Below are 22,401 nucleotides of genomic sequence, written 5' to 3'. Positions count from 1 at the left end.
CCGGCCCCGGTCAATCCAGTTCCACGACCGCCGCGACGACGACCGGTCGCTGTTGGCACCTTCGGTTGATCGTCCGTCGGACGGTCTCCAAGATCGTAGCCCGGACTTTGTCGACGTCCCGAATCTCGTTCGGGACGAGCTTGGCCATCGCCGTGCAGACTTCGTCCAAGGCGTCTTCGACCACGTCGACCGGGCCGGAGAAGCCTCGGATCTGTGCTTCAGGACGTCCGACGAGACCACCCTCTTCCGTATCGAGCCCGACGCTGACCACGACGACGCCGTCATGGCCGAGCGACGCCCGTTGGCCCAGGACTTCGTCGGTGACGGGGACGTTGCCGTGTTGGTCGATGAGGACTTCGCCGTGGGCCACGGTGCCGTCGAACCCGGCCTTGTCGTCATCGATCACGAGTACGTCCCCGTTGGACATTTCGAAGATCCGGTGCGACGGCCAACCCATCGCTTCGGCAAGGTTCTTGAAAATGTGCTGGTGGCGCGGCTCGCCGTGGACAGGAGCGATGTAGAACGGGCGGACGAGGTTGACCATCATCTTGATCTCCTCCTGGTACGCGTGGCCGCTCACGTGGATCGGGCTGTCGCTGTCCGTGACGACGTTCGCCCCCATCTTGAAGAGGCGGTTCACCGTCCGCCAGATCGCGCCTTCGTTTCCAGGGATCGGTCGAGCGGAGTACACGATCGTGTCGCCCTCCACGACCCTCGCCCGCGAATACTCGTTCCGGGACATTTGGGAGAGTGCGGCCATGGGCTCGCCCTGGCTTCCCGTCGTCAGGACGAGCAACTCGTGCGACGCGTGCTTCCCGATCTCGTCGAGCTTGACGTAGACGCCCTCCGGCATCCGCAAGTACTGGAGGCGCCGGGCGATGTCGATGGTCTGTTCCATGCGCCGCCCCGTGACGGCGACTTTCCGACCGGTCTCCACGGCGACGTCGATGGCTTGTTGCATCCGGTGGATGTTGCTCGCGAACATCGTGACGAAGACACGGCCGGGGGCGTTCTGGACGACCTTGCGCAGGCCCTCGGTGACCCTGGACTCGCTCGGGCCCCAACCCGGACGGTCGATGTTGGTCGAATCGCTCAACAGGAGCACGACGCCCTCTTGACCGAGTTCTGTCAGTCGGGAGATGTTCGAGAGCTTGCCGTCGACTGGAGTGAAATCGAACTTGAAGTCGGCCGTGAAGAGCACGATGCCGTGGACGGTGTGGACGGCGAGGGCGCACGTTTCCGGGATCGAGTGCGTGACGCGGACGAACTCGACGCTCAGGTCTCCGACCGTCACCGTGTCGCCCGGCTGGACGGTCTCGATGCCGACGTCCTTCAAGTGCGTCCGTTCTTCGAGCTTGCTCCTGACGAGGGCGGAGGTAAAGGGCGTCGCGTACACGGGGCACGAAACCTGGGGCAAGAGGAACGAGAGGGCTCCGACGTGGTCTTCGTGGGCGTGGGTCAGGAAGATGCCACGGAGCCTGTCCTTGTTCTCGATCAGGTACGTGAAATCGGGGACGACGATGTCGACCCCGTAGTGCTCCTCGTGAGGAAAGGCGAGTCCGACGTCGATGACGATCAGGTCGTCGCCTTGTTCGACGACGGTGCAGTTCTTTCCGATCTCACCGCACCCGCCGAGGGGGACGATCTTGACGCAAGGCATTGCGGGCGAGAGTACCGCCCCGAAAGAGGCGGGGGACCAAATGCGGCCCGAAGTCCGCTCGGTCGGGCCCGACGGTATCCTCTTCGGCGTGAAGCCCCGTCCGTTCCCGTGGCTGCCCCTGGCCTTGCTGGTCGCGAGCCTGCTCGCGTTCTGGGTGCTGCCGAACGCCTGGAAAGACAAGCCCGTCCAGGTCGAATTCGAGAGGGCCTCGAAGTGAAGGCGGGCATCATCGGCTTCCCGCAGTCCGGCAAGTCCACGCTCTACCGGGCCGCCGCCCAGGGGCACGCCAAGGGCACGGTGACGGCAGTCCCTGTGCCGGACGTCCGGTTCGACGCCATCGTCGCCCAGGTCAAGCCGAAAAAGGTCACGCCGGCGACGGTCGTGTTCGACGACGACCTCGAGTCCATCCAGCCGAGCGGCAAAATGTTCGGCCAACGGTTCCTGGACCAAGCCCGCCAATGCGACCTTCTCCTCCATGTCGTCCGGGCGTTCGATTCCCCTGTCTCCCCCTATCACGACACCGTGAACCCCGTCCGTGACTTCGAAGCCGTCGAAGTCGAAATGGTCTTGACCGATCTGGGGATCGTCGAAAACCGCCTGGAGCGGCTCCAGAAATCGATGACCGTCAAGAACCCGGGCTCCCCGGACTATCTCGAGAAGGCCCTGTTCACCAAGATTCACGGGCCCCTGCAGGACGGCACGCCGATCCGCGCCATGGAACTCGACGACGAGGAGCAGAAGATCGTCCGGAACTATCAGTTCCTCAGCGGCAAGCAGTGCGTGGTCGCTTTCAACGTCGGGGAGGATGCTTCGGGTGTGGACGCTTTGGCTTCCAAGATCGCCGAACTGGCCAAAGGCGGGACACAGGCGTTCACGGTCTGCGCGACGGTCGAAGAAGAGATCGCCCAGCTCGAGCCCGCCGACCAGCCGGAGTTCCTTGCGTCTATGGGGTTGACCGAACCCGCCGCGAACCGGATGATCCGGGCGATCTACGACGCGTTGGGTCTCGTCACGTTCTTTACAGCGGGCGAAAACGAGACTCGCGCTTGGCCGCTACGCCGGGGTTCGAGTGCGCTGAAGGCCGCTGCCACGATCCACAACGACATCGCCAAGGGCTTCATCCGCGCGGAAGTCGTCTCCTATGCGGACTATGCCGACTGCGGGTCGCTCGACGCGGCGTACAAGGCCAATAAGATGAAGCTGGAGGGTAAAGACCACGTCATCGAGGACGGCGACCTCTTGCACATCCGCAACAAGAGCTGAACGTCAGCCTTGGCCGGACGTCGCGGCTTCCCAAGTCGGACGGTCGAGGCAGACGACGATCTCGTCGCGATAGGCTCCGCGCTTCCAGTACTTCTGGGGCATCCGGCCGCACTCCCGGTATCCGTTCTTCTCGCTCATTCGTCGGGAGGCGTCGTTGCCGTCGAGGTAGCCGCTGAAGAGTGTCCGGAGCCCGAGGACGTCGAAGCAGTACCGGGCGCGTACGGCGGCGGCGTCCGTGCCGTAACCTTTTCCCCATTCCCCGACCTCGCCGATCAGGCTGCCCGTCGTGCAGGTACCGTGACGGAAGGAGATCTGGTGGACGCCCGAAGTCCCGATGTGCCTGCCGTCCGACGTTTCGATCGCGAAGACGACGTCCGTCTCCGAGGGCCGGCTCCGCGCTTCGAACCAGTCCTTTTCGGCGAGTCTCGTCAGGGGAAAGTCGCCGACCAGGAGCCACTCCGTCACGCGCGGGTCGTTGATCCAACGCACGACGTTCTCGAAGTGCCTCTCGATGTCGAGGGGGACGAGCCGGACGAGACGGCCTTGCCAGCCAATGGCCATAGAGGATTATGGCCGAGCCGGCGTGGGACGACGGTCCGGCCTTAACCTGAGCCCAACGGGAGGGTGCGACACTGGGCCAGACCGACTGGCCCTTTGAACGATTTCATGCGAATTCACGACACAGACTTCCCGATCATGAGAACTTTTTGCGTGTAAGGTGCCTCACAACCCGCACATGAACGTCTTCTTGAAGCACGAGCCCGTGAAGCGTTTGCCCCAAGAAGGTGCTTGTCTTGTCACGGTCGCCGTACGGGACAAGCAGCCTCTGTTCCAGGGCCCAGAGCGGCTCGCGATCCTCCAAGACAGCCTGGCCGCAGCCTCCGACGAGACGGGTTGGAACCTGCAGGCATGGGCTCTTTTCGCGAACCACGTTCACTTCATCGTTACGGCGCGAGAGCATGTCGGCCGAGAACCAGACGACGTCGAATCGGCCTTTCAGGCGACGTCGACAGAGGTTTTGAACCGGCACGACGGTGCCAGGGGGCGTTCCGTCTGGTTCCGGTGCTGGCGGACACGACTGACGTTCGAGTCTTCGTACCTCGCCCGCGTGTCTTACGTGCACAACAATCCCGTGCGCCACGGGCTCGTCGAACGAGCCCGTGACTATCCGTGGTGTTCGGCCGCTTGGTTCGAAGACAACGCCCCCGCCCTGTTCGTCCGGAAAGTCATGAACCTCCGGACCGACCGCGTCCATGTCGTCGACGACTTCTGACCTATCGTGCCCCGGACGGTTCGTTGAGGTTCCGTCCGATCGACTTTTCGGCGAGGTTGTAGAAGGTGTCTTTGTCGCGCATGACGGCTTGCGGCGGCAGGTGCTCGCTCAGCGTCTTGGCGGCGGGCATCCTCTTGACGGCCGTGCCGATGGCCATGAACTCGATCATCCCGCCGCCCAGTTCGTACACGTACGTCTTGATGCCCACGACGTCGTCGGCTCCGCACGCGGTCGCGTCCCGCATGATGTGTTGAAGCGCGTTTTCACGAGCGTCGTAGATGAGCTTCGTGAGCTCTTCGATTTCGCCCCGGCCGAGACTCTTGAACGCAGCCGTGATACCGCCGACGAGGCCGAGTGAGTACACCGAAACCCCGAGGACGAGCTGCATCGGCATCCAGCCGATGTGCATCATGTTCCACATCTCCTCGTTCGTAAGGTCGCTCGTGATCGGGTTCTGGTCGTATTCCGGCGGAAGGCCGTCGTGACGGCTCGCGGTGCCGATCATGATCATCTCCTGCATTCCGCCGAAAGGAAAGATGGACGTATTGATCCCGACGACGGCGTTGGCACCGACCTGCTTCGCTTCGTCCATGATCCGCGTCAGGGCCAAGTGACGAGTGACGTTGAAGATCTCCGAGTACTCCTTCACTTCGCCGCGGCCAAGGCTCCGCAAGGCTCCGCCGATCCCGCCGCCGACTCCGATCGAGTAAGCGACGTTGCCGAACACGAAATGAACGGGCTTAAAACCGCAGTCGAGTTGACAGTACAGCTCTTGGCCGTCGGCGCACGACGTGAACTCGAGGTGCGTCGCCTCGAAGCCGTCCCGATGGACGGCCGAGCCGATCGAAAGGAACTCGATGTTCCCGCTGTGCATGACGAGTTCGCTCGACACGCCTGTGATCCCGACCGCGCCGCGTAGGTCGCTCCATGCCGTCATCCGGTCTAAGGCGGCCTTGCGACCGTCATGGATCAAATGGGTGATCTGTTCGACCTCTCCCCCCGCCAAGGTCTTGAGTCCAGCTCCGATTCCGCCGATCACACCCAGGCTGTAAACGCTGTTCCCGATGACGAGCTCTCCCGGGGACATCCCCTTCTTGTGGAGGCAGTACATTTCGTTTCCGGAGAGTCCCGTCATGACAGGCATGGCCGGATTCTACACGGGGCTCCGACGGCCTGGGCCGTCGCAATGTGGGGGCTGACACATAAAAAGCGCCGCGTCAGACGGAGAGGACAGATCCGACGCAGCGACTGTTATTCGTTGCAGCTTCCTTCGAGCTTTGGGTCGCCGGTCGCGACTTGCTTCCGAAGGTTCGCCTGTCCCTATCATTGGTTCCCTTTCAGGAATCTAGAGGTCTGGCGGGCCGCTCGTCCCATCGGGCCGTACCTTGGAGAAAAAAAGAGGCCGAATCGTCCTTTCGTCTGATCCGGCGCGTCTCGCTTTAACTCTTTCGTTCTTCGCCTGGTCCGTCGAGATCGCTGCGGCCTTTCATTGGCCGGTCGTCTCGCTGATGAGGATCTGTTTATTCGAACACGCTGATCCGCCCGACCGTTCCCTGGGCTGGGACCACGCCCTAAGGCAGGCCGCCTGAGAGTTCGATGGCGAGCCGGGCCGTCTGCTCGAAGCAGTCCGTCGGGCCGCATGCGGCGTCGATTTCCTCGAAGGCTTCGAGTTGAAGACTTCGAGCCGTCCCGTCGACGGACAAGGCCGACACGTGCGAAAGGACGGCACCGACCGTGGCGTCGTGCTGGATCAGTTCGGGGACCACGGCGCGGTCCAAAACGATGTTGGGGAGGCCGATGAAGCCGAATTTCGGTTTCCGGATCCTGGCCTCGATCTCGATCAACTTCGAGACCCGGTAGACGATGACCATCGGGCATCGGCACAGCGCCGCTTCAAGAGTGGCCGTACCGCTACAGACGACCGCCGCCCGGCTCGCCTTCAATGCGGCCCTCCCGTCCTTCACGAATTCTGCAGGAGGGCCTTCCAAGCCCTTCCAGCGCCGCTCGACGTCTTCTGTCCTCAGATTCGGCGCGACGCCGATACGGAGAGGCCCCTCGACCTGTTTCGCGACGGCCGCCATCAAGGGAAGGTTGTGCTTGATCTCATGGTTCCGGCTGCCAGGTAACAGCGTCAGTCCCGACCGCTCCTCGACGTCCGGAACGCTGGCGACCATCGCCTTGAGCGGGTGGCCGTAGAACCGCGCGTCTGCGCCCATGCCTCTCAAGATGTCCGCGCTCCAGGGGAAGGGCGTCACGATCGCGTCGGTCACGGAAGGTAAGTCTGCACCCTGCTTGTCCCGACGCCAACTGCCCGGTGGAACGAAGTACAGCACTTTCCAACCGGCGGCTTTCGCCCGACGGGCGAGCTTGATGTTGACGTAACCGAAATCGATCGGCACGAACAGCCCTGGATCGTGCCGTGTCAACCTCCTCTTGGCCTCGTCATACCCCCAAAGCACCTTGGGCACGACCTTGAGAGATTCGGTGATGCCGACCGCGCCCCACTGCGAACTGTCTTCGACGATCGCCGCTCCCGCTTCCCGAAGCCGGCGTCCACCGATCGCGAACACGGTTTCGGAAAGGAGCCGATGACGGTCGATGAGTCCCGATCCGATGTCGGCTGTGACCTCGGCCTCGAGGTCTGCAAGGCTAAGGCTTCCGGAACCGACCCGAGAGAGGAACCCAACGGCAGGGTCGTTCGAATAAAGGCCGGAAATCCATTCGGCGGCCGACTTGACGTCACCGTCCTTCTCGGACAGACCCGTCGCATACCCGACCAGCCCGTGCGCAAGGGCCCTGTCGCTGAAGGCCCCGAGCTCCGTCATGGCCAGGACGATCGCCGCCCCGTAGGCGTCGCCGCTCGCCTCCCCGGCCGAGAAGAAAACGCGCATCAGCCCCGGCCGCTAGGGTGGGAACGGACCTCGATCTTCGGTCTCGTCTTCACCTTTCCTGGCTTCTTCACGGCAGGCTTCGCCGACGGCTGTTTCGTCGGCGGTTTCTTCGTTGAGCTTTTGGCAGCCGGCTTCGTGACGCCGGCCTTGGGGGTCGGAGGTTTCGGTGCGCCCGCCCGGACGGTAGCCGACGCCGGCCCTGACTTGGAAGGCGCTCCGGCGTTCGGAGCGACCGCCGGCTCGGTCGTGCCGTTCCATTCGGTCAGTTTCCGGAAGCTGCCGTCGAGCAGTTCGGCATGGGTCGGCTTGGACGCTGGCGACCAGACCAAGAGCCCGTTCGCGGTCTGCTGTTGGTCGCTGTCTTTCGGCATGCTCCGCACGGCGCCAGAAACCATGTTCACCATCGACAGGCCCGTTCCCGACTCGAACACGGCGTAAGCCGGTTCGAGGATGTTCTTCATCTTTCCCCGGAACTCGGACACCGTGTGCAAGACCGGATTGTCCGTGTCGAAGAAGCTGACGACGTTGGTGCCGTAGGGCGTCGAGGTCAACGCCCAGGCCGTTCGGACGTCCGGCAAGAACCGGGCTTTCGAAACCGCGCCTCCCAGCTTGTCGTCGTGAAGGGCGCCGTCCTTGGACAAGCGGCTCAGGACGAGTCCGTCGCTACCGTTACCGACGATCAGGAAGTGTCCTTCCTTCGAGACCAGGACGTCGTCGACCGGACCCTGTCCGAACGAAAGGCACGAGAACTTGCCGACCAATCGCGCCTCCGGGGCGGGCTTCGACAAGTCCATGACCATCAGGGCCTCGAACCAAGGCTTCTTCTGGACGTCGTCCCATCGGAGCAACAGGTACAGGTCGGTCCCCACCAACTCCCATCCGGAAAGGGCGCTCACTTCGAGTCGACGTTTGCCTTCCGCGACCAGCCGCATCAGTTCGGCGTTGGACTCCTTCGTCGCGACTTTTCCGCTCGTAGGGACGGCCTTGAGACGGGACGTCACCGCCTTCTTCTGCGTCACCGTCAATCCCTTGGAATCGAACGTCACGGTCTTGCCCGAGACCGTCGTCCGGAACCGGCCTAACTTCCGGTCCACGGGACCGGACCCTTCCGCTGGCCTTTGGATCGCGACGATTTCGCTTCCCAGCGCTCCCGATACGAGAAAAGCGCCGTCTTGAAACGTGACCTTGGCCGGGGACGACTGTACGGAGACGGTAGCGGCAAGGAATACTGGGATCATCTGTCTACAAGGACGAGTATGGACTGCCAAGATTGTCCGCGATACGACCACGGGTCGGAGTCCTGCCGGGACCGCAAGCTGAACCCTCGACGGTGGGACCAGGCCGTCGACGTCGCGAACGTGTACGGCCTCAGAGCGATCTGCACCTTCAACGACCACCGGGAAAAACTCCTTGCCTCCCGTGCGACCGATTTGCGTCAGGACCCGACTCCGTCACCAGCGGTCGGCGAGCAGCGCGGCCAGGTCCCGTAAGAACGCTTCGTCCTGGGGCCCGAAGCGGGCCTTCTGATGACTGTCGACGTCGATCTGGCCGAGGACTTCGGGGCCTTTGCGGATCAGGACGACGATCTCCGAACGGGTGGAGACCGAACAGGACAAATAGTTGTCCAAGGCGGAGACATCGTCGACGACCTGGTCTTTCCCCGTCGCCACGGCCGTCCCGCACACCCCTCGGCCGACAGGGATACGGACGTGGTCGGTCGGCGCGCCCACATAGGCGTCGAGCACGAGCTCGCCGGGTCCATGGTCCGAAGGTTCTAACAAGTAGATCCCGGACCAGTCGTAGCCGTCGAGCCGGTCCAGTTCCCGCATCGCCCTTTCGCGCAACGCGAAACCGGCGTCGGAAGTGCTCGCGAGTCGCTCTAAGATGTCTGTGAATTCAGTCCGTGACATGGTCCGATCTCCACTTGTCCAGGGCCGCACCCAGCCCGCCTGTCCGCACCGGGATCAGTTCGAGGCAAGGGACTCCGTCCCATTGTCCCCGGTCGAGCCCGCCTACCGCGACCTGAAGTCCTTCTTCCGAATCGATCAACCGGTCGCCCGGATCCAAGGACTTCCCTTCCATGACCGTCGAAGCGAGCGACGTCAAGAACAACGCCGCCGTCCCGACGCTCGCATCGGACAATCCGGTGATTTCGATCTCGGGCCTCGAGAATTTTAGAAGGCCTTGAGTGTAGACGGAGGTGCCCGCGTCCTTTCGGCGGGAGCCGATGGACACATGGTCCGTGACGTGGAACGGTCGGTCCGGTCCGGTCGCGGTCGGAAACGTCGCAGGATCGAGGTACCGGTGGGCGAGCGGATCGGCGACGACGCCCTGCGTCAACAGTGCGGCACGCGCCGCGACCTGAAGGAAAAAGTCGAGGGCCGGATAGGTGCGCGGGTCATAGGATTCGACCGTCACTTGGAGCAGGGACCAAGTGGCGCGGATCTTTGCGGCGGTCTCCTCCGCGATTCCCAGCCGAGAGGCGTTTTCGGCGACAGCTTCCGGATCGAAGCCGGCTTCCTCTTTCGACACGACGCGCAGTTTCAAGACCGTCTTCTGGTCGATCGTCGACAAGGCATAGACGCCGCGCTCCAAAGGAGACGACAAATCGTCTTTTGTCGCCCCCTCGCGAAGGGGCACCCCCAGGCCGCGGACCGCTCCGTCTTGCCCGTCTTTGTGGACGATGCGGTCGAGCGGTGGAAGGACGGCAGTGGCCGCCAGGACCGAAAGATAGGTGTCCCGGCTGATCTCAAGGACGGGCGCTTGAGGCCGGCGTCCGGGAAAAATGTCCTTCAGGCGGTACCGCACGCCCTAGGATTGTACGTGAGGCGCTTCTGTTTTCGCGGCCTTCGTCAGGCTTCCGTCCATCAGCCGCTTCCAGGCTTGGGGCACAAGGGCGAGCGGCCAGGCTGCTGGAGCGGTCTTGAGGACCGAGGAATAAGGGTCGCGTTCGTGTCCGCCCGGGCCGACCGCCTTCCACCCGGTCGAGTCGCCGGGCTCGAAGTCGACGAGACCGAACGCGTCCATGGACACAAGGGCCTGACCCTTTGCGGGGTCGAGAGACGTGCCTTGGGGCGTCAGGACTTTCACCCGCAAGCGCCGCAGGTTTTGGCCCAGCCGCTTGGCCCAAACCGTGACTTCGTCTCCGTAGTAGAACGAGAGGTACGTGCTGGTCATGACGAACGCGAACAGGGGGATGTTGAAGCGGTATTCGATTCCGGCGTGGAGGATCAGGCCCCCGATCAGAACGTACTTCCTCAACGGCTTGCTGTAAGCGAGGAACGCGATGCCGAGCTCGATGACGAGCGTGACGTAGGTCGTGACCGCGACCATCGGCTGATGGTCGAAGAAGGCAGGGACCGGAAAGCGCTCGAACTCGCGCAATTGAGGCACGAACCACGTCGCCGTCCCGTCGCGCCAGTGCGATCCTGTCCACTTGTGCCAGACGGTCGTGAAGTACACGATGGTCACTTGGTACTGCCACAACCTCTGCGGCCAGATCGAGACGAGGGGAGGCACGAGCGGGGCTTTGCCCTTCCAAAGGGCGGTCAGGCGGTCGAGCGAGCACGCCGCTCCGCTCGGCGCGATCATGACGAAGAAGCACATTTGGCGAAGGAGGGTGTCCCCGCTGTTCAGGATGTCCGGGCAGCGGTGGTGGAACGTCACCGTGAGGACGAACAAGAGGATGCTTGACACTCGCGTCCACAGACCGAGCATCGTCGTGAAGGCCGAAACGCAAAGCACGACGTACAGGGCGAGGGTGACCCGGGCGTCGGTCACGTTCCACAGGAGGTTCAGATTGACGTCGCCGCCCGCCCACTTTTGCGCCTGCCAGACCGGATAGTAACCCTTCTCGGTGTACCAGTCCGTGAACTGCCCGGCTTGGAACAGGAAGTTCAACAAGGCTAGGAACCCGGTGATCATCCGAAGGACGCCCATCGTCACGGGCGACGTTTGACCGAACAGCGAGTTATCGAACGACTTCAGCCACTTCATCTCCCGGCGTCCTTCCTGAGCTTGTCCTGGTCGACCAGGTATCGGAACAGGACGAACTCGCTCTCCTTCTCCGGCACGCCTTTCTCCATGGACTCCAAGGTCCGCCAGTGACGTCTCAACTGGACTTCGACGGGCGGGTCGTTCGGGTCGTCGTAACTGAGCAACGCGACGCGCTGGGCGAACGCAGGTCGCTTCCACGAATCTTTCGCATCGGTATTGACCCTCTCCAGATACTTTCTATACCGCTCCTTGAAATACTTCTCGTAGATCGGCATCGTGTAGATGCGCGGATACTTGAAGACCTCGACCCTGCCGCTCTCGTAGGTGACGATCGCGTCCCACCAGAGGTCGGTGTCGCTCGGGTTCGGTGCGAACATGTCCCAGTACTGCCAAAGACCGCTGACGAACATGTAACCGTACATGGGGGCGTGGCGGGCGTGCAACTGGGCGTTCGCCAGGAGCGCGTAGTCGACCGGGTACTTCCAGACGTTTTCGGTCGTCGCCGGCAGGATCCCGTTCGCGACCGCGTTCGGCGGGTTCGGCAACGACCAACTCAACATCGCGAACATGTGCCAGAACACGAACAGCTTGATCAGGACGTTGACGCCCTTCTTGGGCTTGGGGCTGACAGCCGCGCCGTCATCCATATGTCCGTAGTATGCCTAGTCGAAAGGGCTGGAAAAACCCTGGCCGGGCCATTGAAAGATCAAAGAATCCTGCGGTTTCGGTCCGGGTCGTCGACAAGGCCGGACAGCCGGATCTGGACCATCATACGGTCGACGACGACCTTCCGCGGCGAACCGTCCGGAGCTGCGAACATCTCGTCCTCGAGAAGTTTCTCCAACATGGTGTGCAACCGTCTGGCCCCGATGTTCTCGGTCTTCTCGTTGACGGCTGCGGCCATAAGCGCCAACTCGTCCAAGGCGTCGTCCGTGAACTCGAGTTCGACGCCTTCGGTCTGAAGCAACAGCCGGTATTGCTTCGTCAAGGCGTTCTTCGGCTCCTTGAGGATGCGGCGGAAGTCGTCCTGGGTCAACGCTTCCAGTTCGACCCGGATCGGAAGGCGGCCCTGGAGTTCTGGGATCAGGTCGCTCGGTTTGCTGACATGGAACGCGCCTGCACAGATGAAGAGGACGTGGTCCGTCCGGACGGGCCCGAACTTGGACTGAACGGTGCATCCTTCGATCACGGGCAACAGGTCGCGCTGGACGCCTTCCCGGCTCACTTCCGGACCAGATCCGCCCCCTTTCATCGCGACCTTGTCGATCTCGTCGACGAACACGATCCCGGTCTGTTCGGTGCGGTAGACCGCCTCTCGGTTGACCGCGACCGTGTCCGTCTGCCGTTTGGCTTCGACCTCGACCAGGATCTCTTTGGCCTCCGCGACGGTGACCTTGCGCGTGAACCTTCGCGTGCCCCCTCCCATCGGTAGGCCCTCGAGCCCCATTTCTTCCATGCCTTGCGGCGTGAAGACCTGCAGGAAGTTGTTCTGCGGCTCCTCGACTTCGACCTCGACGGTCCTTCGGTCGTAGACCCCCTGCCGGACTTCGTCCGCGAGCTTGGCCCGGCGTTCGTCCCGCTCGGCTTCCCGCTGTTCGGCCCGGGCCCGCAACTCTTCAGAGTCGTGTTCTCCGTCGTCCTCGACCGCATGGCCGAAGAACGGGAGCGGCGACCAAGAGAGGTTCGCATCGTCCGGATGGTCCTGTTCGTCGAGCAAACGGACGATTTCGTCTACGGCAGCCTCTTGCGCCGCGGGTCGGATCGCGGCAAGGTGCTCGGCTTCGACGAGGCGGACCGCGTTCCCGACCAGTTCGCGGATCATGCTGTCGACGTCACGTCCGACATAGCCGACCTCAGTGAACTTCGTCGCTTCGACCTTGACGAACGGAGCCCTCGCCAGTTGGGCAAGGCGTCGGGCGATCTCGGTCTTCCCCACGCCCGTCGGCCCGATCATGAGGATGTTCTTAGGGACGATGTCGTCCCGTTCTTCGGGCGAGACCCGTTGGCGCCGCTGACGGTTCCGGAGTGCGACCGCGACGGCCCGTTTGGCGGCGTCCTGCCCCACGATGTACCTGTCCAGTTCGGCGACGATCTGTCGCGGCGTCAGGTCTTCGATGGGCAAGGACATGGACGGGATTATGATGGGAGCGCTGTCCGACCCTTAGACCGCAACAGCCAGAGAAGGACGGGAGCGCCCAGGACGGCCGTAACGGCGCCGAGCGGCAGTTCGTAACCCGGCTTGAGCCGTTGGGCCAAGAGATCGGCGCACAACAACAGGGAACAACCGATGGCCGCTGAGACGGGCATGACGACCCTGACGTCGTTGCCGACCATCCTTCGGGCGATATGGGGCGCGACGAGGCCCACGAACCCCACCATCCCGACCGTCCCGACCACGACCCCCGTCGCGACGGCACCGACGACGAGAGCCGTGAGCTTCAAGCGCTGGGTCTGCACCCCTTGAGTCCCGGCGACGAACTCGTCGACCGCCATCGCGTTCAAGGCCCTTGACGTCCGGTACAAAAGAAGGAACCCGACGACCGCCACGGCCGCAAGCACCAGAGCCCGGTCCCAGAACATCGGAGTCGTGCTCCCGAGGAGCCACCACAAGACCTTGCCAGAGTCTTGTCCGGCCAACACGAGGTTCAGGGTCGTCCAACCGGACAGCAGTGAACCCGCCACGACCCCGCCGATCAGCAGGGTCTGGACGTCGAGCGAGCGCCGGCCCTTCGAGATCGCCAGGACGAACCCCAGGCTGAGGACGGCACCGAGGGCCGAGAACCCGACCCGGCCCAGCCCCGAGTCAAGGGCGACGAGGACGGCGGTCGTCCCACCGACGGCGGCGCCGCTCGCCACCCCGATGACGTACGGCTCGGAGAGGGGGTTGCGGAACAGCGCTTGGAACACTGTCCCGACGTAAGCGAGCAGGGTTCCCGCACCGACACAATAGAGGGCGCGCGGCATCCGGATCTGCCACACGATCGTCTCGAGCCCGGCGTCGCGGCCCGAGCCGGCATGGAACAACGTGCGGAGGAGGTCGCCGAAGGGGACCGGGACCGATCCCACGGCCAGATAGAGGCACCACGCGGCGAGAGCGACGGCGCACCATCCCGCCAGGGCCCTCCAGGGAAAGCGAGCCTCCGCCACAGGACCATTATGGCCGGCGGCTTTCGGGAACGGCCGTACCGGACAGGTATCCTAGCGGGCCTGTGATGAGCCTTCCGTTCGCGGCCCGAGCATCGGTCCTCAGGCCGTCGCCGACCTTGGCGATCGCCTCGAAGGCCAGGCAACTCCAGGCCGAAGGGAAGGACGTGGTCTCGTTCGGCGCAGGTGAGCCTGACGTCGACAGTCCCTCGGCTGTCGTCGAGGCGGCCGTTCAGGCCCTCCGAGGAGGCAAGACCCGGTACACGGCGACCTCAGGCGTCCCCGAACTTAAGGATGCGATCGTCGCCAAACTCTCCCGGGACAACGGGATTTCGGCGGCTGCAGCCCAGATCGTCGTGTCCTGCGGCGCTAAGCAGAGCCTGTTCAACGCGTTCCAGGTCTTGGTCGACCCGGGCGACGAGGTCGTCGTCTTCGCTCCGTACTGGATGACGTACTTGGACCAGATCGCTCTGGCCGGTGGCAGGGCCGTCATCGTCGAGACGTCACAGGAGGCGGGCTTCGTCCCGACCGAGGACGCGGTGGCAGCGGCCCTTACTCCGAAGACGAAGGCGATCGTCGTCAACTCGCCCTGCAATCCGAGCGGAGCCGTCTTCCCCCCTGCCATCATCGAGTTCCTGGCCAGGACGGCCGTCGACAGAGGTCTCTGGCTGATCAGTGACGAGATCTATGAGCGGCTCGTCTATGGGGCCAGGCCCCTCAGCCCGGCCTCTCTCGGCCCCGACGTCTTCGACCGGACGGTGACCGTGAACGGTTGCAGCAAGACCTACGCGATGACCGGTTGGCGGATCGGCTATGCGTGCGCGCCGGCCCCGGTCGCCGCCGTCATGACGTGTCTTCAGGACCAGACGACCAGCAATCCCACGAGCTTCGCACAGTACGGCGCCGTCGCCGCCTTGAACCTTCCGCCCGACGAGATCGAAGCCATGCGGCGAGAGTTCGAATCCCGAAGGGACCTGATCGTACGGTCGTTGCGCGACATCCCCGGTGTGAGGATCGATCCTCCCGAGGGGGCATTTTATGTCTTGCCCGACTTTTCTGTCTTTCTGGGCGGCGAAGTCCGCGACGATACGGAACTGGCCTCGCTCTTGCTGGACAGGGCGTCGGTGGCCACGGTTCCGGGTTCGGTCTTCGGTCGGCCCGGCTGTCTGCGCCTGTCTTACGCGTGCTCCGAGCGGGAGATCGTCGAGGGGACGCGCCGGATCAAGGACGCCTTATCGAGAGTTTCGACATGATCCCGCCTGCCATTCCGCTGAAGAGCGAAGCCCTTTTCCGGCTCGCCATGCGGCACCGGAGCGCCGCGGCCGACTCGGTCCGGGACAGTTACGAGAGGATCGAGTTCTTCGGCGACGCCGTGCTCGGCCTGATCGTCGCCCAGTACCTGTACGAGCACCATCCCGACTGGGATCAGGGGATGATGAGTAAGGCGCGGTCGAGCGTCGTCCAGGAAGGCCCCTTGGCCGAGACCGCGCTCCGGCTCGGTCTGGACCGGACGCTCGAGCTCAGCCCCGGCGAAGAGTCGACCGGCGGACGCTCCCGCCCCTCGGTCTTGTGCGACATCTTCGAAGGGGTCGTCGGAGCGGTGTTCATCGAATCGGGACTCGAGAAAGCGAGGTGGTTCGTCCTCGAGCAGCTCCACCCCTACCTCATGCAGGTCAGCGCCGGCGACGTCAGTCCGAACGACCATAAGTCGAGGCTTCAAGAGGTGGCACAGTCGCTATGGCGGAAAACTCCGCTGTACAAGGTCGCCCGGGAGTCGGGCCTCTCCCACGATCGGAGGTTCACGGTCCAGGTGCTCTTCGACAACGAGGTCATGGGCGAAGGATCGGGCCGCTCCAAGAAAGAGGCCGAACAATCGGCAGCGCGCGACGCCCTCGAGGTCATCGACAGGGCCCAGCGTGCCAGGTTGACGGCGCACGCCCAGTCCCGGGAAGAGTCCTGAATTCAACCCGTATTGTCCGGGGTTTTTGAACCAGAGGCAACATTGGCACGGGGTTGGCTGTCATAAGATAGAGAGGTTTTTGCTCCTCGGGTGCGGCCTTCGGACGCTCCAAGGGAGATTAAGAGAGGTAAGATGATGTCGGTTTTGAGACGATTCGCGTCAGTTCTCGCGTTCGTGGCGGTGGCCAGCTTGGCCCTTGCTCGGACCGATCAGAACAGCTTCCTCAATCGGCCTGCCAATACGTTGCCTGAACTGCTGTCGCAGGTCAAGAACGATCCGCAGGTCTCTTCACGCTTTATGCGGCACTTCGGAATGTCGAAGGACGAGATCCTTCAGATGTTCTCGAAGCTGAAGCTCGGCCGAATCCCGGCCGACGGCGTCTATCTCGTCTACAACGTCCCGAACTGGGAAGAAGTCCGGGCGCGAGCCCTCATGTTCCGGAAGGGCACGCTGGTCTGGCAGGACGAGCAGGGCAACCCTGTCCTCAAGACCAAGTGCGCCAACCCGATGGTCCGGGGCACGGACATCGGCGTCGCTTCGGCCGTCGTGGGCGTCGATGCCGACCCCCGATTGGAGGTCCGCGACCTCGTCGCTGTCAAGCAGCCCGAAACGGCGTTCATCGAAACGCCTCCGGGGATGCTCGAACCGATGCCGACGGAAGTCAACGCCCTTGAGGTCATGCCCGTCCCGCCGACGGTGCCGACCGTGGGCCGCGTCCCGGCCCCTCCGCTCATCCTTCCCGTCATGGCCGGTTTGCTCTTGGGCCTGAACAAGGGAGACTCTCCGCCTGTCCCGGAACCGAGTTCGATGATCGTCCTCGGAGGCGCCGCGGCCGCGTTCATCGCCAAGAAGCGCAAAAAGAAGTAATCCGGATTCGACCTCTCGCGGTTCTCGGCGCGGCTCAAAGAGCCGCGCCGGACCTTTTTCAGGAGACCGGGACGACGGTGATGTCGGCGGTCGGCTCAGCGTTCATGCTCTCATGCCCGTCGTCTGTTACGGCCACGATGTTCTCGATCCGCACTCCGAAGCGTCCCGGTAGATAGATCCCCGGTTCGATACTGAAAACGTTACCGACTTCGAGCGCGTGGCTGTTCCCTTTGCAGATGTAAGGCTCTTCGTGGACCCGCATCCCAAGGCCGTGGCCCGTCCTGTGGACGAAGAACTCGCCGTACCCTGCATCGTCGATGACACGTCGCGCGGCCCGGTCCACGTCTTCGGCCGCGACGCCTGGCCGGATAGCCTCCCTGGCCGCCATATGGGCGTCGTACACGATGCGGTAGACCTGGCTTTGCTCCGCGGTCGGCCGCCCGACCACGACGGTCCGCGTGATGTCGCTCAGGTAGCCCTCGTACTGGCACCCGTAGTCGAGGACGACGACATCGCCTTCGGCGACCGCCGTCTGGCCCGTGTGGTGGTGCGGCTCCGCGCCATGGGCTCCCGTGGCGACGATCGCGAAGACAGGGACGCCTCCCCGTCGCGACATCTCCGCACCTAGCAATTCGTTGACGGCCCATTCCGTCGTTCCTGGCTTGACCTTGGACAGAACGTCGGCAAGCGAAGAATCGGCGATGTCGCCTGCCTTCTTCAGCTTGGCGATCTCACCCGGGTCCTTGATCCTTGTCAGCTCTCCAAGGAGCCCGTGTCCGGCCGTGAACGTCGCTTGGGGCAACGCGGATTGGAGGGCGAGGAGCAGGGACGACCGCATTTCGTCGTCGACCGAGAACGCGCCGTCGGCGCATCCCCACTCGTCGAGCAGTCCTTTAACGAGTCCGATAGGGTCCTCGCCGTCGGACCAGACTCGGACGTCCTGCAACCCGCTCCGTTCGGCTTGGTTCCGGGTCAAGGCGGGCGCGATCAGACAGTTCTTCCCGTCCGCACCGACGACCAGGGTCAAGAGACGCTCCCCTCCCTCTTCTTGAAAGCCGGCGAGGTAGTTCATGGTCACTCCGCTCGTGCAGAAGTAGGCGGAGCGGCCGTGGCGGGTCAACGCCGATGCCAAGGCACCCATTCTCGTGTCTCGGGCCGCACTGGTGGACATTCCTTGAGTATAGGCACGACGGAGCGCCGTGACGCGCCTCATAATGGGTCACTCGCCATGTCCCGATCTGCGATCACCCTGTTGTTCCTGGTTGCAAGCCTCCCTGCCGTCGCCCAGGCTCAAGACAAGACCCTGCTCACGGTCAAGGGAAAGGAGGGCTCCTTCGGCCGCTACAAGTCCGAAACGACCGTCACTTTCGACGCCGGTGGCAAGAAGTTGACGATCGTCGCCAAAGACGTGACGAAAGTGACGGTCACGAAGGTCGAGAGCAACGGCAACGTCACCTTCGAACACAAGGAAGAGTCCAGCGAAACGACGATCGACGGGGAGAAACTGCCTTCGGACGGGAAGTCCTCCACGACCGTCACCGTGCTGAGGCCGGACGGGACGCTCGTTTCGATGAAGACGGACGGAGACGAACCGGACGATGACCATCTGGACGTCAGGCTCGGCGTCGCCCACAACCCCGTCTTTTCGCCGAAGCCCGTCGGGGTCGGGGAAAAGTGGAAGACGTCGTACAAGGCGGACGGAACACTGGGGACCAAAGCGGCCGAGGCCGAGTTCGAGTATCTGGCCAACGAAGACGCGGGGGGCGTCAAGTGCGCCAAGATCCGCATGGCCTACAAAGAAACGGGTTCGGGCACGTTGATCTCGAACAAGGCGACGCTCTGGGTCGAGCTCGCCAGCGGCGACGTCGTCAAAGAGGAGAGCGACTACGACGGCATCCCGCTGCCGGGTCCGACGGGGCCGACCAACGCCCATGCCGTTTCGACGTCCCAGCGGACCGCCGGCGGCCCCCTCCCGGGAACCGGGCCGGCCGCTTCGGCCGCGCCGGAGCCGAAGGACATCGACGAGGTCACGAAGGGCTGTGAAAAGCTACCCGGCGCCTTCACCCTTTATCGGAAAAGGGAAAGCGGGCGGCAAACGATCTATCTAGAGATCCGTCAAGACCAGATCGGCAAGTTGACGATGCTACAGGCCACCGCGTCTTCGGGCAACGGCCGCCAATTGGTCACGGGTTCGCCCATCGGCGACCTGGTCTTCCAGTTCGAAGAACTCCAGCCGGACAAACTCACGATGGTCGTGCCGAACTTGGCTTACCGGGCCGACGCCGGAACGCCGGAGGCTCGGGCCGTCGAAAGGAGCTTTGCCCGCTCGTTCTTAGAGCAGTACACCGTCGAAGCCCGGTCCAAGTCCCGCGCCAGCCTCTTGATCGACGTCAGCGACCTCTTCCGTGGGGACATCGCCCGTTTGTCGGCGGTCTTCCAAGGCGGGGGCAACCCGATGTTCGGAGGGACTCCCGGCTACAGCATGGACCGCGAAAAGACGTACGTGGCCTCGCTGAAGGCGTTCCCGAAAAACGTCGTGGCCGAAACGGTCTACAACTTCGTCGGTGGCGGGCCGCCGTCGATCGAGCAGATGCTCGGCGGCGGGGGCGGTGACCCGAGAAGCCAGGTCGTCCGCGTCGTATACAACGTCTTCCCGCTCGAAACGACGCCGGGGTACGTGCCTCGGCTCTACGATTCGAGGATCGGCTTCTTCACGGTCTGGTACCAAGATTTCAGCCGGATGACGCAACTCGACCAGCAAGTCCAGTACATCAACCGCTGGCGCGTCCGTAAGTCCGATCCTCAGGCGGCGTCCAGTCCCGCCGCCGACCCGATCGTTTTCTGGATGGACAACGCCGTTCCAGACGAGTACAGGGAGAGCCTGACGAACGGCATCCTCGTGTGGAACAAAGCGTTCGAAAAGCTCGGGATCACAGGCGCGGTTCAGGTCAAGCAGATGCCGGCCGACGTCGATTGGGACCCCTCCGACATGCGCTACAACACGATCCGATGGGTGGCGTCGGAATCGGACGCGTACGCCGTCTCCCAGTTCCGGGTCGACCCGGTCACGGGCGAAATCATCAACGGCAACATCCTGGTCGACGCGAACCTTGTCCGGGCATTGACCGGTGAGCGCAACGCGGTCGTGGCGCCGGCGGGCACGATGCGACCGACGGACTGCCGTTACGTCCAAGACGGGATGAAGCAAGCCCGACTGGGTTTGATCGCTGCGAGCGCGCTCTCCAGCTTGGACCACCGCATCGACGCGCCGACCTACGTGAAGCAGTTCCTGCACAACGTCATCACGCACGAGTTCGGTCATATGCTGGGACTCCGGCACAACTTTGCGGCCAGTTGCGAACTTTCGGCCGTCCAACTCGGGGACGCCGCGATCGTCCAGGACGCCCAACCCGCGGCGTCCGTCATGGACTACGTCCCCTTCAACATCGAGGCGATCGGCAAGGACGGTATCGACTACTACGGCCAAGGCATCGGTAAGTACGACGTGTGGGCGGTCGAATACGGCTACCGCGACTTCGGGGCCACTTCGCCGACCGGTGAGAAGACCAAACTCCAGGAGATCGCGGCCCGGTGCAACGAACCTGGTCTGGCCTTTCAGACCGACGAAGCCGCAGACGGGTTCGACCCGTACGTGACCCGGTTCGACATGAGCTCCGAGCCGCAGAAGTACTGGACGCGGGTCTGGGACGTCTCGAAGACCCTTATGGGCACCCTGGGCGACCGTAGGCCTTCCAGAGGCGAAAGCTACTACGGTTTCACTCGCGAGTTCTCGCTTTTGATGAGCCTTCAAGGTTCCGCCGCCCTGCAACTGACGCGCTTTGTCGGAGGCCTGCGAAGGAACGCCAACCTCAAGGGAGACACGGGTGAAAGACCTCCGCTCGAACCCCTGTCGAAGGCCGTTCAAGAGTCGGCCTTGAACAAAGTCTGCGAGCTTGCCCTCTCCCCGTCCGCGTTCCAGGTCCCGAAGTCGTACTTGCTGCGACTGACGGACGACCCCAACGCGAACCTGGCGGAGACTTACCTAGGCGGCGTGAGCTCGTTCCCTGCGTTCGACATGATCAGTGGCCTTCAAGCTGCGGTCCTCGACCAGCTGATGGATCCGGACAGGATGGCGCGCGTCGTGAACAACGAGTTCAAGGCTGAGCGCCGCTCGGCCGCCTTGTCGCTCGCGTCCGTGTTCGACAAAGTCCAGTCGGTCGTCTGGACGGAACTCGGCACCGGGGCCGAGGTCACTCCACTGCGCCGTCAATTGCAGCGGAGGCACGTCGAGAACCTCGCCCGCCTTGCGGTCCGTTCCGGATCGGGCGTTCCCGCCGACGCCAAAATGTGGGCCTGGGATGGTCTCCGCGACCTTGCGGCCCGACTCGAGAAAGCACTTGCGACAGAGACCGACCGTACAGAACGCGTCCACTACGCGGACTGCTTGGCGAGGGTCAAGAGAGCGATGCAGGCTCAAGAGACGGTCGGTGGCGCCTCGGCCCGTCCGAGCCTGTCCGATCTGCTCGGCGGAGGCGACGGCTCTTAGGGATCGAGTCGCGCATCCCGTTGGAACCGGGCGTGAAGGTCGAGGAACAGCCTGTTCCTGCCGCCGAAGTGGGGACTTTTCCCCTTGAGGGCTTCAGGGACCGACCCGATGGTCTTTGGAAAGTAGACGTCGACCGCGAGTTCGACGTCGGCCACGCCCTGCGGATCACCCGCTTGCGGGTTCCCTGACGCTTCAGGTCGTTGACCGCCTGATCTTCAGACTTGCCCCAGAAATTGTCGAGGGGTACAGGGTCGTCTGTCCGGTCGAACCGCCAGAGCCATAGGTTCGCCCCGTCCTGTTCGACTTGGACCACGTTCCGGAACGTCTGGGCCGATGCGGGGCACGACCAGACTTGACCGCTCTTGACGTAAGGTTCCAGCACGACTTTGGCCCATCCTGCCCGAGGGTCGCTCGGGGGCCAACTCGTCCATGGTCGGTATCCCCCGGGAAGCGAGGACTTGAGATCCCTCCTGTCCGGCAGAACGCCGTCCGAGTCCCCGAGATAGAGCGCGAAAGCCGATCCGACTTGCTTCGTCTGCTGAAGGCACGTCGAGGAGAGGGCCGCCGACTTCGCACGGGCAAAGACGGGGAAAAGGATTGCCGCCAACACCGCGACGACCGCCATGACGACGAGCACCTCGATCAAGGTGAAGCCATGGCCGCGACGTTCCATTCTTCGCTATCGTACGCCAATTTGGAACCTATGCTTCGGGGCAGAAAGCAAGAATGCCCCGATCGGATCCGAAAGGATCGGCAAGGAATCATGAAGGACAAGTCGTGGTGAGCCGACAATGAAGGGAG

Annotated in this window: 20 protein-coding genes; 7 read left to right on the top strand and 13 right to left on the bottom strand. The window is 63.4% G+C overall.

The features are described from left to right. Positions 1-10: 10 nt before the first annotated feature. Positions 11-1,660, bottom strand: coding sequence for a ribonuclease J (locus JST30_06925; GenBank protein ID MBS1714055.1), 1,650 nt, complete (start codon positions 1,658-1,660; stop codon positions 11-13). On the opposite strand from JST30_06925, the gene JST30_06920 reads away from it, so the two are divergent. Together JST30_06920 and ychF are read left to right on the top strand one after the other, a co-directional pair. Next, positions 1,647-1,877, top strand: coding sequence for a hypothetical protein (locus JST30_06920; GenBank protein MBS1714054.1), 231 nt, complete (start codon positions 1,647-1,649; stop codon positions 1,875-1,877). The genes JST30_06925 and JST30_06920 overlap by 14 nt on opposite strands. Further along, complete coding sequence (ychF, locus tag JST30_06915; GenBank protein MBS1714053.1) at positions 1,874-2,923, top strand: redox-regulated ATPase YchF; 1,050 nt, start codon at positions 1,874-1,876, stop codon at positions 2,921-2,923. Before JST30_06920 ends, ychF begins: the two co-directional genes overlap by 4 nt. Positions 2,924-2,926: 3 nt before the next feature. Here the strand turns inward: ychF and JST30_06910 are convergent, their stop codons facing one another. Continuing rightward, a complete protein-coding gene (locus tag JST30_06910) occupies positions 2,927-3,484 on the bottom strand; it encodes a GNAT family N-acetyltransferase (GenBank protein MBS1714052.1) in 558 nt (185 codons plus the stop codon). Positions 3,485-3,659: 175 nt separating this feature from the next. On the opposite strand from JST30_06910, the gene JST30_06905 reads away from it, so the two are divergent. Further along, a complete protein-coding gene (locus JST30_06905) occupies positions 3,660-4,196 on the top strand; it encodes a transposase (protein ID MBS1714051.1) in 537 nt (178 codons plus the stop codon). Between the two features lies 1 nt (position 4,197). Here JST30_06905 and JST30_06900 read toward each other — a convergent pair whose 3' ends face one another. The 9 genes from JST30_06900 to JST30_06860 all read right to left on the bottom strand — a co-directional run bounded on the left by JST30_06900 (position 4,198) and on the right by JST30_06860 (position 14,230). Then, a complete protein-coding gene (locus JST30_06900) occupies positions 4,198-5,340 on the bottom strand; it encodes a heavy metal-binding domain-containing protein (GenBank protein ID MBS1714050.1) in 1,143 nt (380 codons plus the stop codon). 427 nt (positions 5,341-5,767) lie between these two features. Then, positions 5,768-7,087, bottom strand: coding sequence for a hypothetical protein (locus JST30_06895; protein MBS1714049.1), 1,320 nt, complete (start codon positions 7,085-7,087; stop codon positions 5,768-5,770). Continuing rightward, a complete protein-coding gene (locus JST30_06890) occupies positions 7,087-8,325 on the bottom strand; it encodes a hypothetical protein (protein MBS1714048.1) in 1,239 nt (412 codons plus the stop codon). The genes JST30_06895 and JST30_06890 overlap by 1 nt, the downstream gene beginning before the upstream one ends. A gap of 213 nt (positions 8,326-8,538) precedes the next feature. Next, complete coding sequence (locus JST30_06885) at positions 8,539-8,997, bottom strand: GAF domain-containing protein (GenBank protein MBS1714047.1); 459 nt, start codon at positions 8,995-8,997, stop codon at positions 8,539-8,541. Further along, positions 8,984-9,895, bottom strand: coding sequence for a hypothetical protein (locus JST30_06880; protein MBS1714046.1), 912 nt, complete (start codon positions 9,893-9,895; stop codon positions 8,984-8,986). Before JST30_06880 ends, JST30_06885 begins: the two co-directional genes overlap by 14 nt. A gap of 3 nt (positions 9,896-9,898) precedes the next feature. Beyond that, on the bottom strand, positions 9,899-11,083 hold the full coding sequence (locus tag JST30_06875) for an HTTM domain-containing protein (protein MBS1714045.1): 1,185 nt from the start codon (positions 11,081-11,083) through the stop codon (positions 9,899-9,901). Continuing rightward, positions 11,080-11,730 carry a hypothetical protein gene (locus JST30_06870; GenBank protein MBS1714044.1) on the bottom strand — a complete coding sequence of 217 codons (651 nt, stop codon included), beginning with the start codon at positions 11,728-11,730 and terminating at the stop codon, positions 11,080-11,082. Before JST30_06870 ends, JST30_06875 begins: the two co-directional genes overlap by 4 nt. Positions 11,731-11,789: 59 nt before the next feature. Then, entirely contained in the window at positions 11,790-13,211 is a 1,422-nt protein-coding gene (gene hslU, locus JST30_06865; GenBank protein ID MBS1714043.1) for an ATP-dependent protease ATPase subunit HslU, read from the bottom strand. 8 nt (positions 13,212-13,219) lie between these two features. Continuing rightward, complete coding sequence (locus tag JST30_06860; protein MBS1714042.1) at positions 13,220-14,230, bottom strand: iron ABC transporter permease; 1,011 nt, start codon at positions 14,228-14,230, stop codon at positions 13,220-13,222. Between the two features lie 65 nt (positions 14,231-14,295). Here JST30_06860 and JST30_06855 point away from each other — a divergent pair, with 65 nt between their 5' ends. The 3 genes from JST30_06855 to JST30_06845 all read left to right on the top strand — a co-directional run bounded on the left by JST30_06855 (position 14,296) and on the right by JST30_06845 (position 17,054). After that, positions 14,296-15,480, top strand: a complete 1,185-nt coding sequence (locus tag JST30_06855; GenBank protein ID MBS1714041.1) for a pyridoxal phosphate-dependent aminotransferase — start codon at positions 14,296-14,298, stop codon at positions 15,478-15,480. Beyond that, on the top strand, positions 15,477-16,187 hold the full coding sequence (gene rnc / locus JST30_06850) for a ribonuclease III (GenBank protein MBS1714040.1): 711 nt from the start codon (positions 15,477-15,479) through the stop codon (positions 16,185-16,187). The genes JST30_06855 and rnc overlap by 4 nt, the downstream gene beginning before the upstream one ends. 144 nt (positions 16,188-16,331) lie before the next feature. After that, positions 16,332-17,054 (top strand): PEP-CTERM sorting domain-containing protein, encoded by a 723-nt coding sequence (locus JST30_06845; GenBank protein ID MBS1714039.1) that lies wholly within the window; start codon positions 16,332-16,334, stop codon positions 17,052-17,054. A gap of 58 nt (positions 17,055-17,112) precedes the next feature. Here the strand turns inward: JST30_06845 and JST30_06840 are convergent, their stop codons facing one another. Further along, positions 17,113-18,225: an aminopeptidase P family protein gene (locus JST30_06840; GenBank protein MBS1714038.1), complete on the bottom strand. Its 1,113-nt coding sequence runs from the start codon at positions 18,223-18,225 to the stop codon at positions 17,113-17,115. Between the two features lie 57 nt (positions 18,226-18,282). Here JST30_06840 and JST30_06835 point away from each other — a divergent pair, with 57 nt between their 5' ends. After that, positions 18,283-21,600 carry a zinc-dependent metalloprotease gene (locus JST30_06835; GenBank protein ID MBS1714037.1) on the top strand — a complete coding sequence of 1,106 codons (3,318 nt, stop codon included), beginning with the start codon at positions 18,283-18,285 and terminating at the stop codon, positions 21,598-21,600. On the opposite strand, the gene JST30_06830 is transcribed toward JST30_06835, so the two are convergent. Further along, positions 21,509-22,273, bottom strand: a complete 765-nt coding sequence (locus JST30_06830) for a prepilin-type N-terminal cleavage/methylation domain-containing protein (GenBank protein ID MBS1714036.1) — start codon at positions 22,271-22,273, stop codon at positions 21,509-21,511. The two genes, JST30_06835 and JST30_06830, sit on opposite strands and share 92 nt — an antisense overlap. Between the last annotated feature and the right edge of the window lie 128 nt (positions 22,274-22,401).

The sequence above is a fragment of the Armatimonadota bacterium genome (assembly GCA_018268395.1).
Classification (GTDB): Bacteria; Armatimonadota; Fimbriimonadia; order Fimbriimonadales; family Fimbriimonadaceae; genus JAEURO01.
This window is presented reverse-complemented; position numbering and strand designations above follow the sequence as displayed.

Bases quoted from the DNA above. Each gene is read 5' to 3' on its own strand.
- JST30_06905 (MBS1714051.1), top strand. From the start codon at position 3,660: ATGAACGTCTTCTTGAAGCACGAGCCCGTGAAGCGTTTGCCCCAAGAA.
- JST30_06910 (MBS1714052.1), bottom strand. From the start codon at position 3,484: ATGGCCATTGGCTGGCAAGGCCGTCTCGTCCGGCTCGTCCCCCTCGAC.
- JST30_06900 (MBS1714050.1), bottom strand. From the start codon at position 5,340: ATGCCTGTCATGACGGGACTCTCCGGAAACGAAATGTACTGCCTCCAC.
- JST30_06840 (MBS1714038.1), bottom strand. From the start codon at position 18,225: ATGTCCACCAGTGCGGCCCGAGACACGAGAATGGGTGCCTTGGCATCG.
- JST30_06885 (MBS1714047.1), bottom strand. From the start codon at position 8,997: ATGTCACGGACTGAATTCACAGACATCTTAGAGCGACTCGCGAGCACT.
- JST30_06855 (MBS1714041.1), top strand. From the start codon at position 14,296: ATGAGCCTTCCGTTCGCGGCCCGAGCATCGGTCCTCAGGCCGTCGCCG.
- JST30_06890 (MBS1714048.1), bottom strand. From the start codon at position 8,325: ATGATCCCAGTATTCCTTGCCGCTACCGTCTCCGTACAGTCGTCCCCG.
- JST30_06925 (MBS1714055.1), bottom strand. From the start codon at position 1,660: ATGCCTTGCGTCAAGATCGTCCCCCTCGGCGGGTGCGGTGAGATCGGA.
- JST30_06830 (MBS1714036.1), bottom strand. From the start codon at position 22,273: ATGGAACGTCGCGGCCATGGCTTCACCTTGATCGAGGTGCTCGTCGTC.
- JST30_06895 (MBS1714049.1), bottom strand. From the start codon at position 7,087: ATGCGCGTTTTCTTCTCGGCCGGGGAGGCGAGCGGCGACGCCTACGGG.
- JST30_06835 (MBS1714037.1), top strand. From the start codon at position 18,283: ATGTCCCGATCTGCGATCACCCTGTTGTTCCTGGTTGCAAGCCTCCCT.
- hslU (MBS1714043.1), bottom strand. From the start codon at position 13,211: ATGTCCTTGCCCATCGAAGACCTGACGCCGCGACAGATCGTCGCCGAA.
- JST30_06875 (MBS1714045.1), bottom strand. From the start codon at position 11,083: ATGAAGTGGCTGAAGTCGTTCGATAACTCGCTGTTCGGTCAAACGTCG.
- rnc (MBS1714040.1), top strand. From the start codon at position 15,477: ATGATCCCGCCTGCCATTCCGCTGAAGAGCGAAGCCCTTTTCCGGCTC.
- JST30_06870 (MBS1714044.1), bottom strand. From the start codon at position 11,730: ATGGATGACGGCGCGGCTGTCAGCCCCAAGCCCAAGAAGGGCGTCAAC.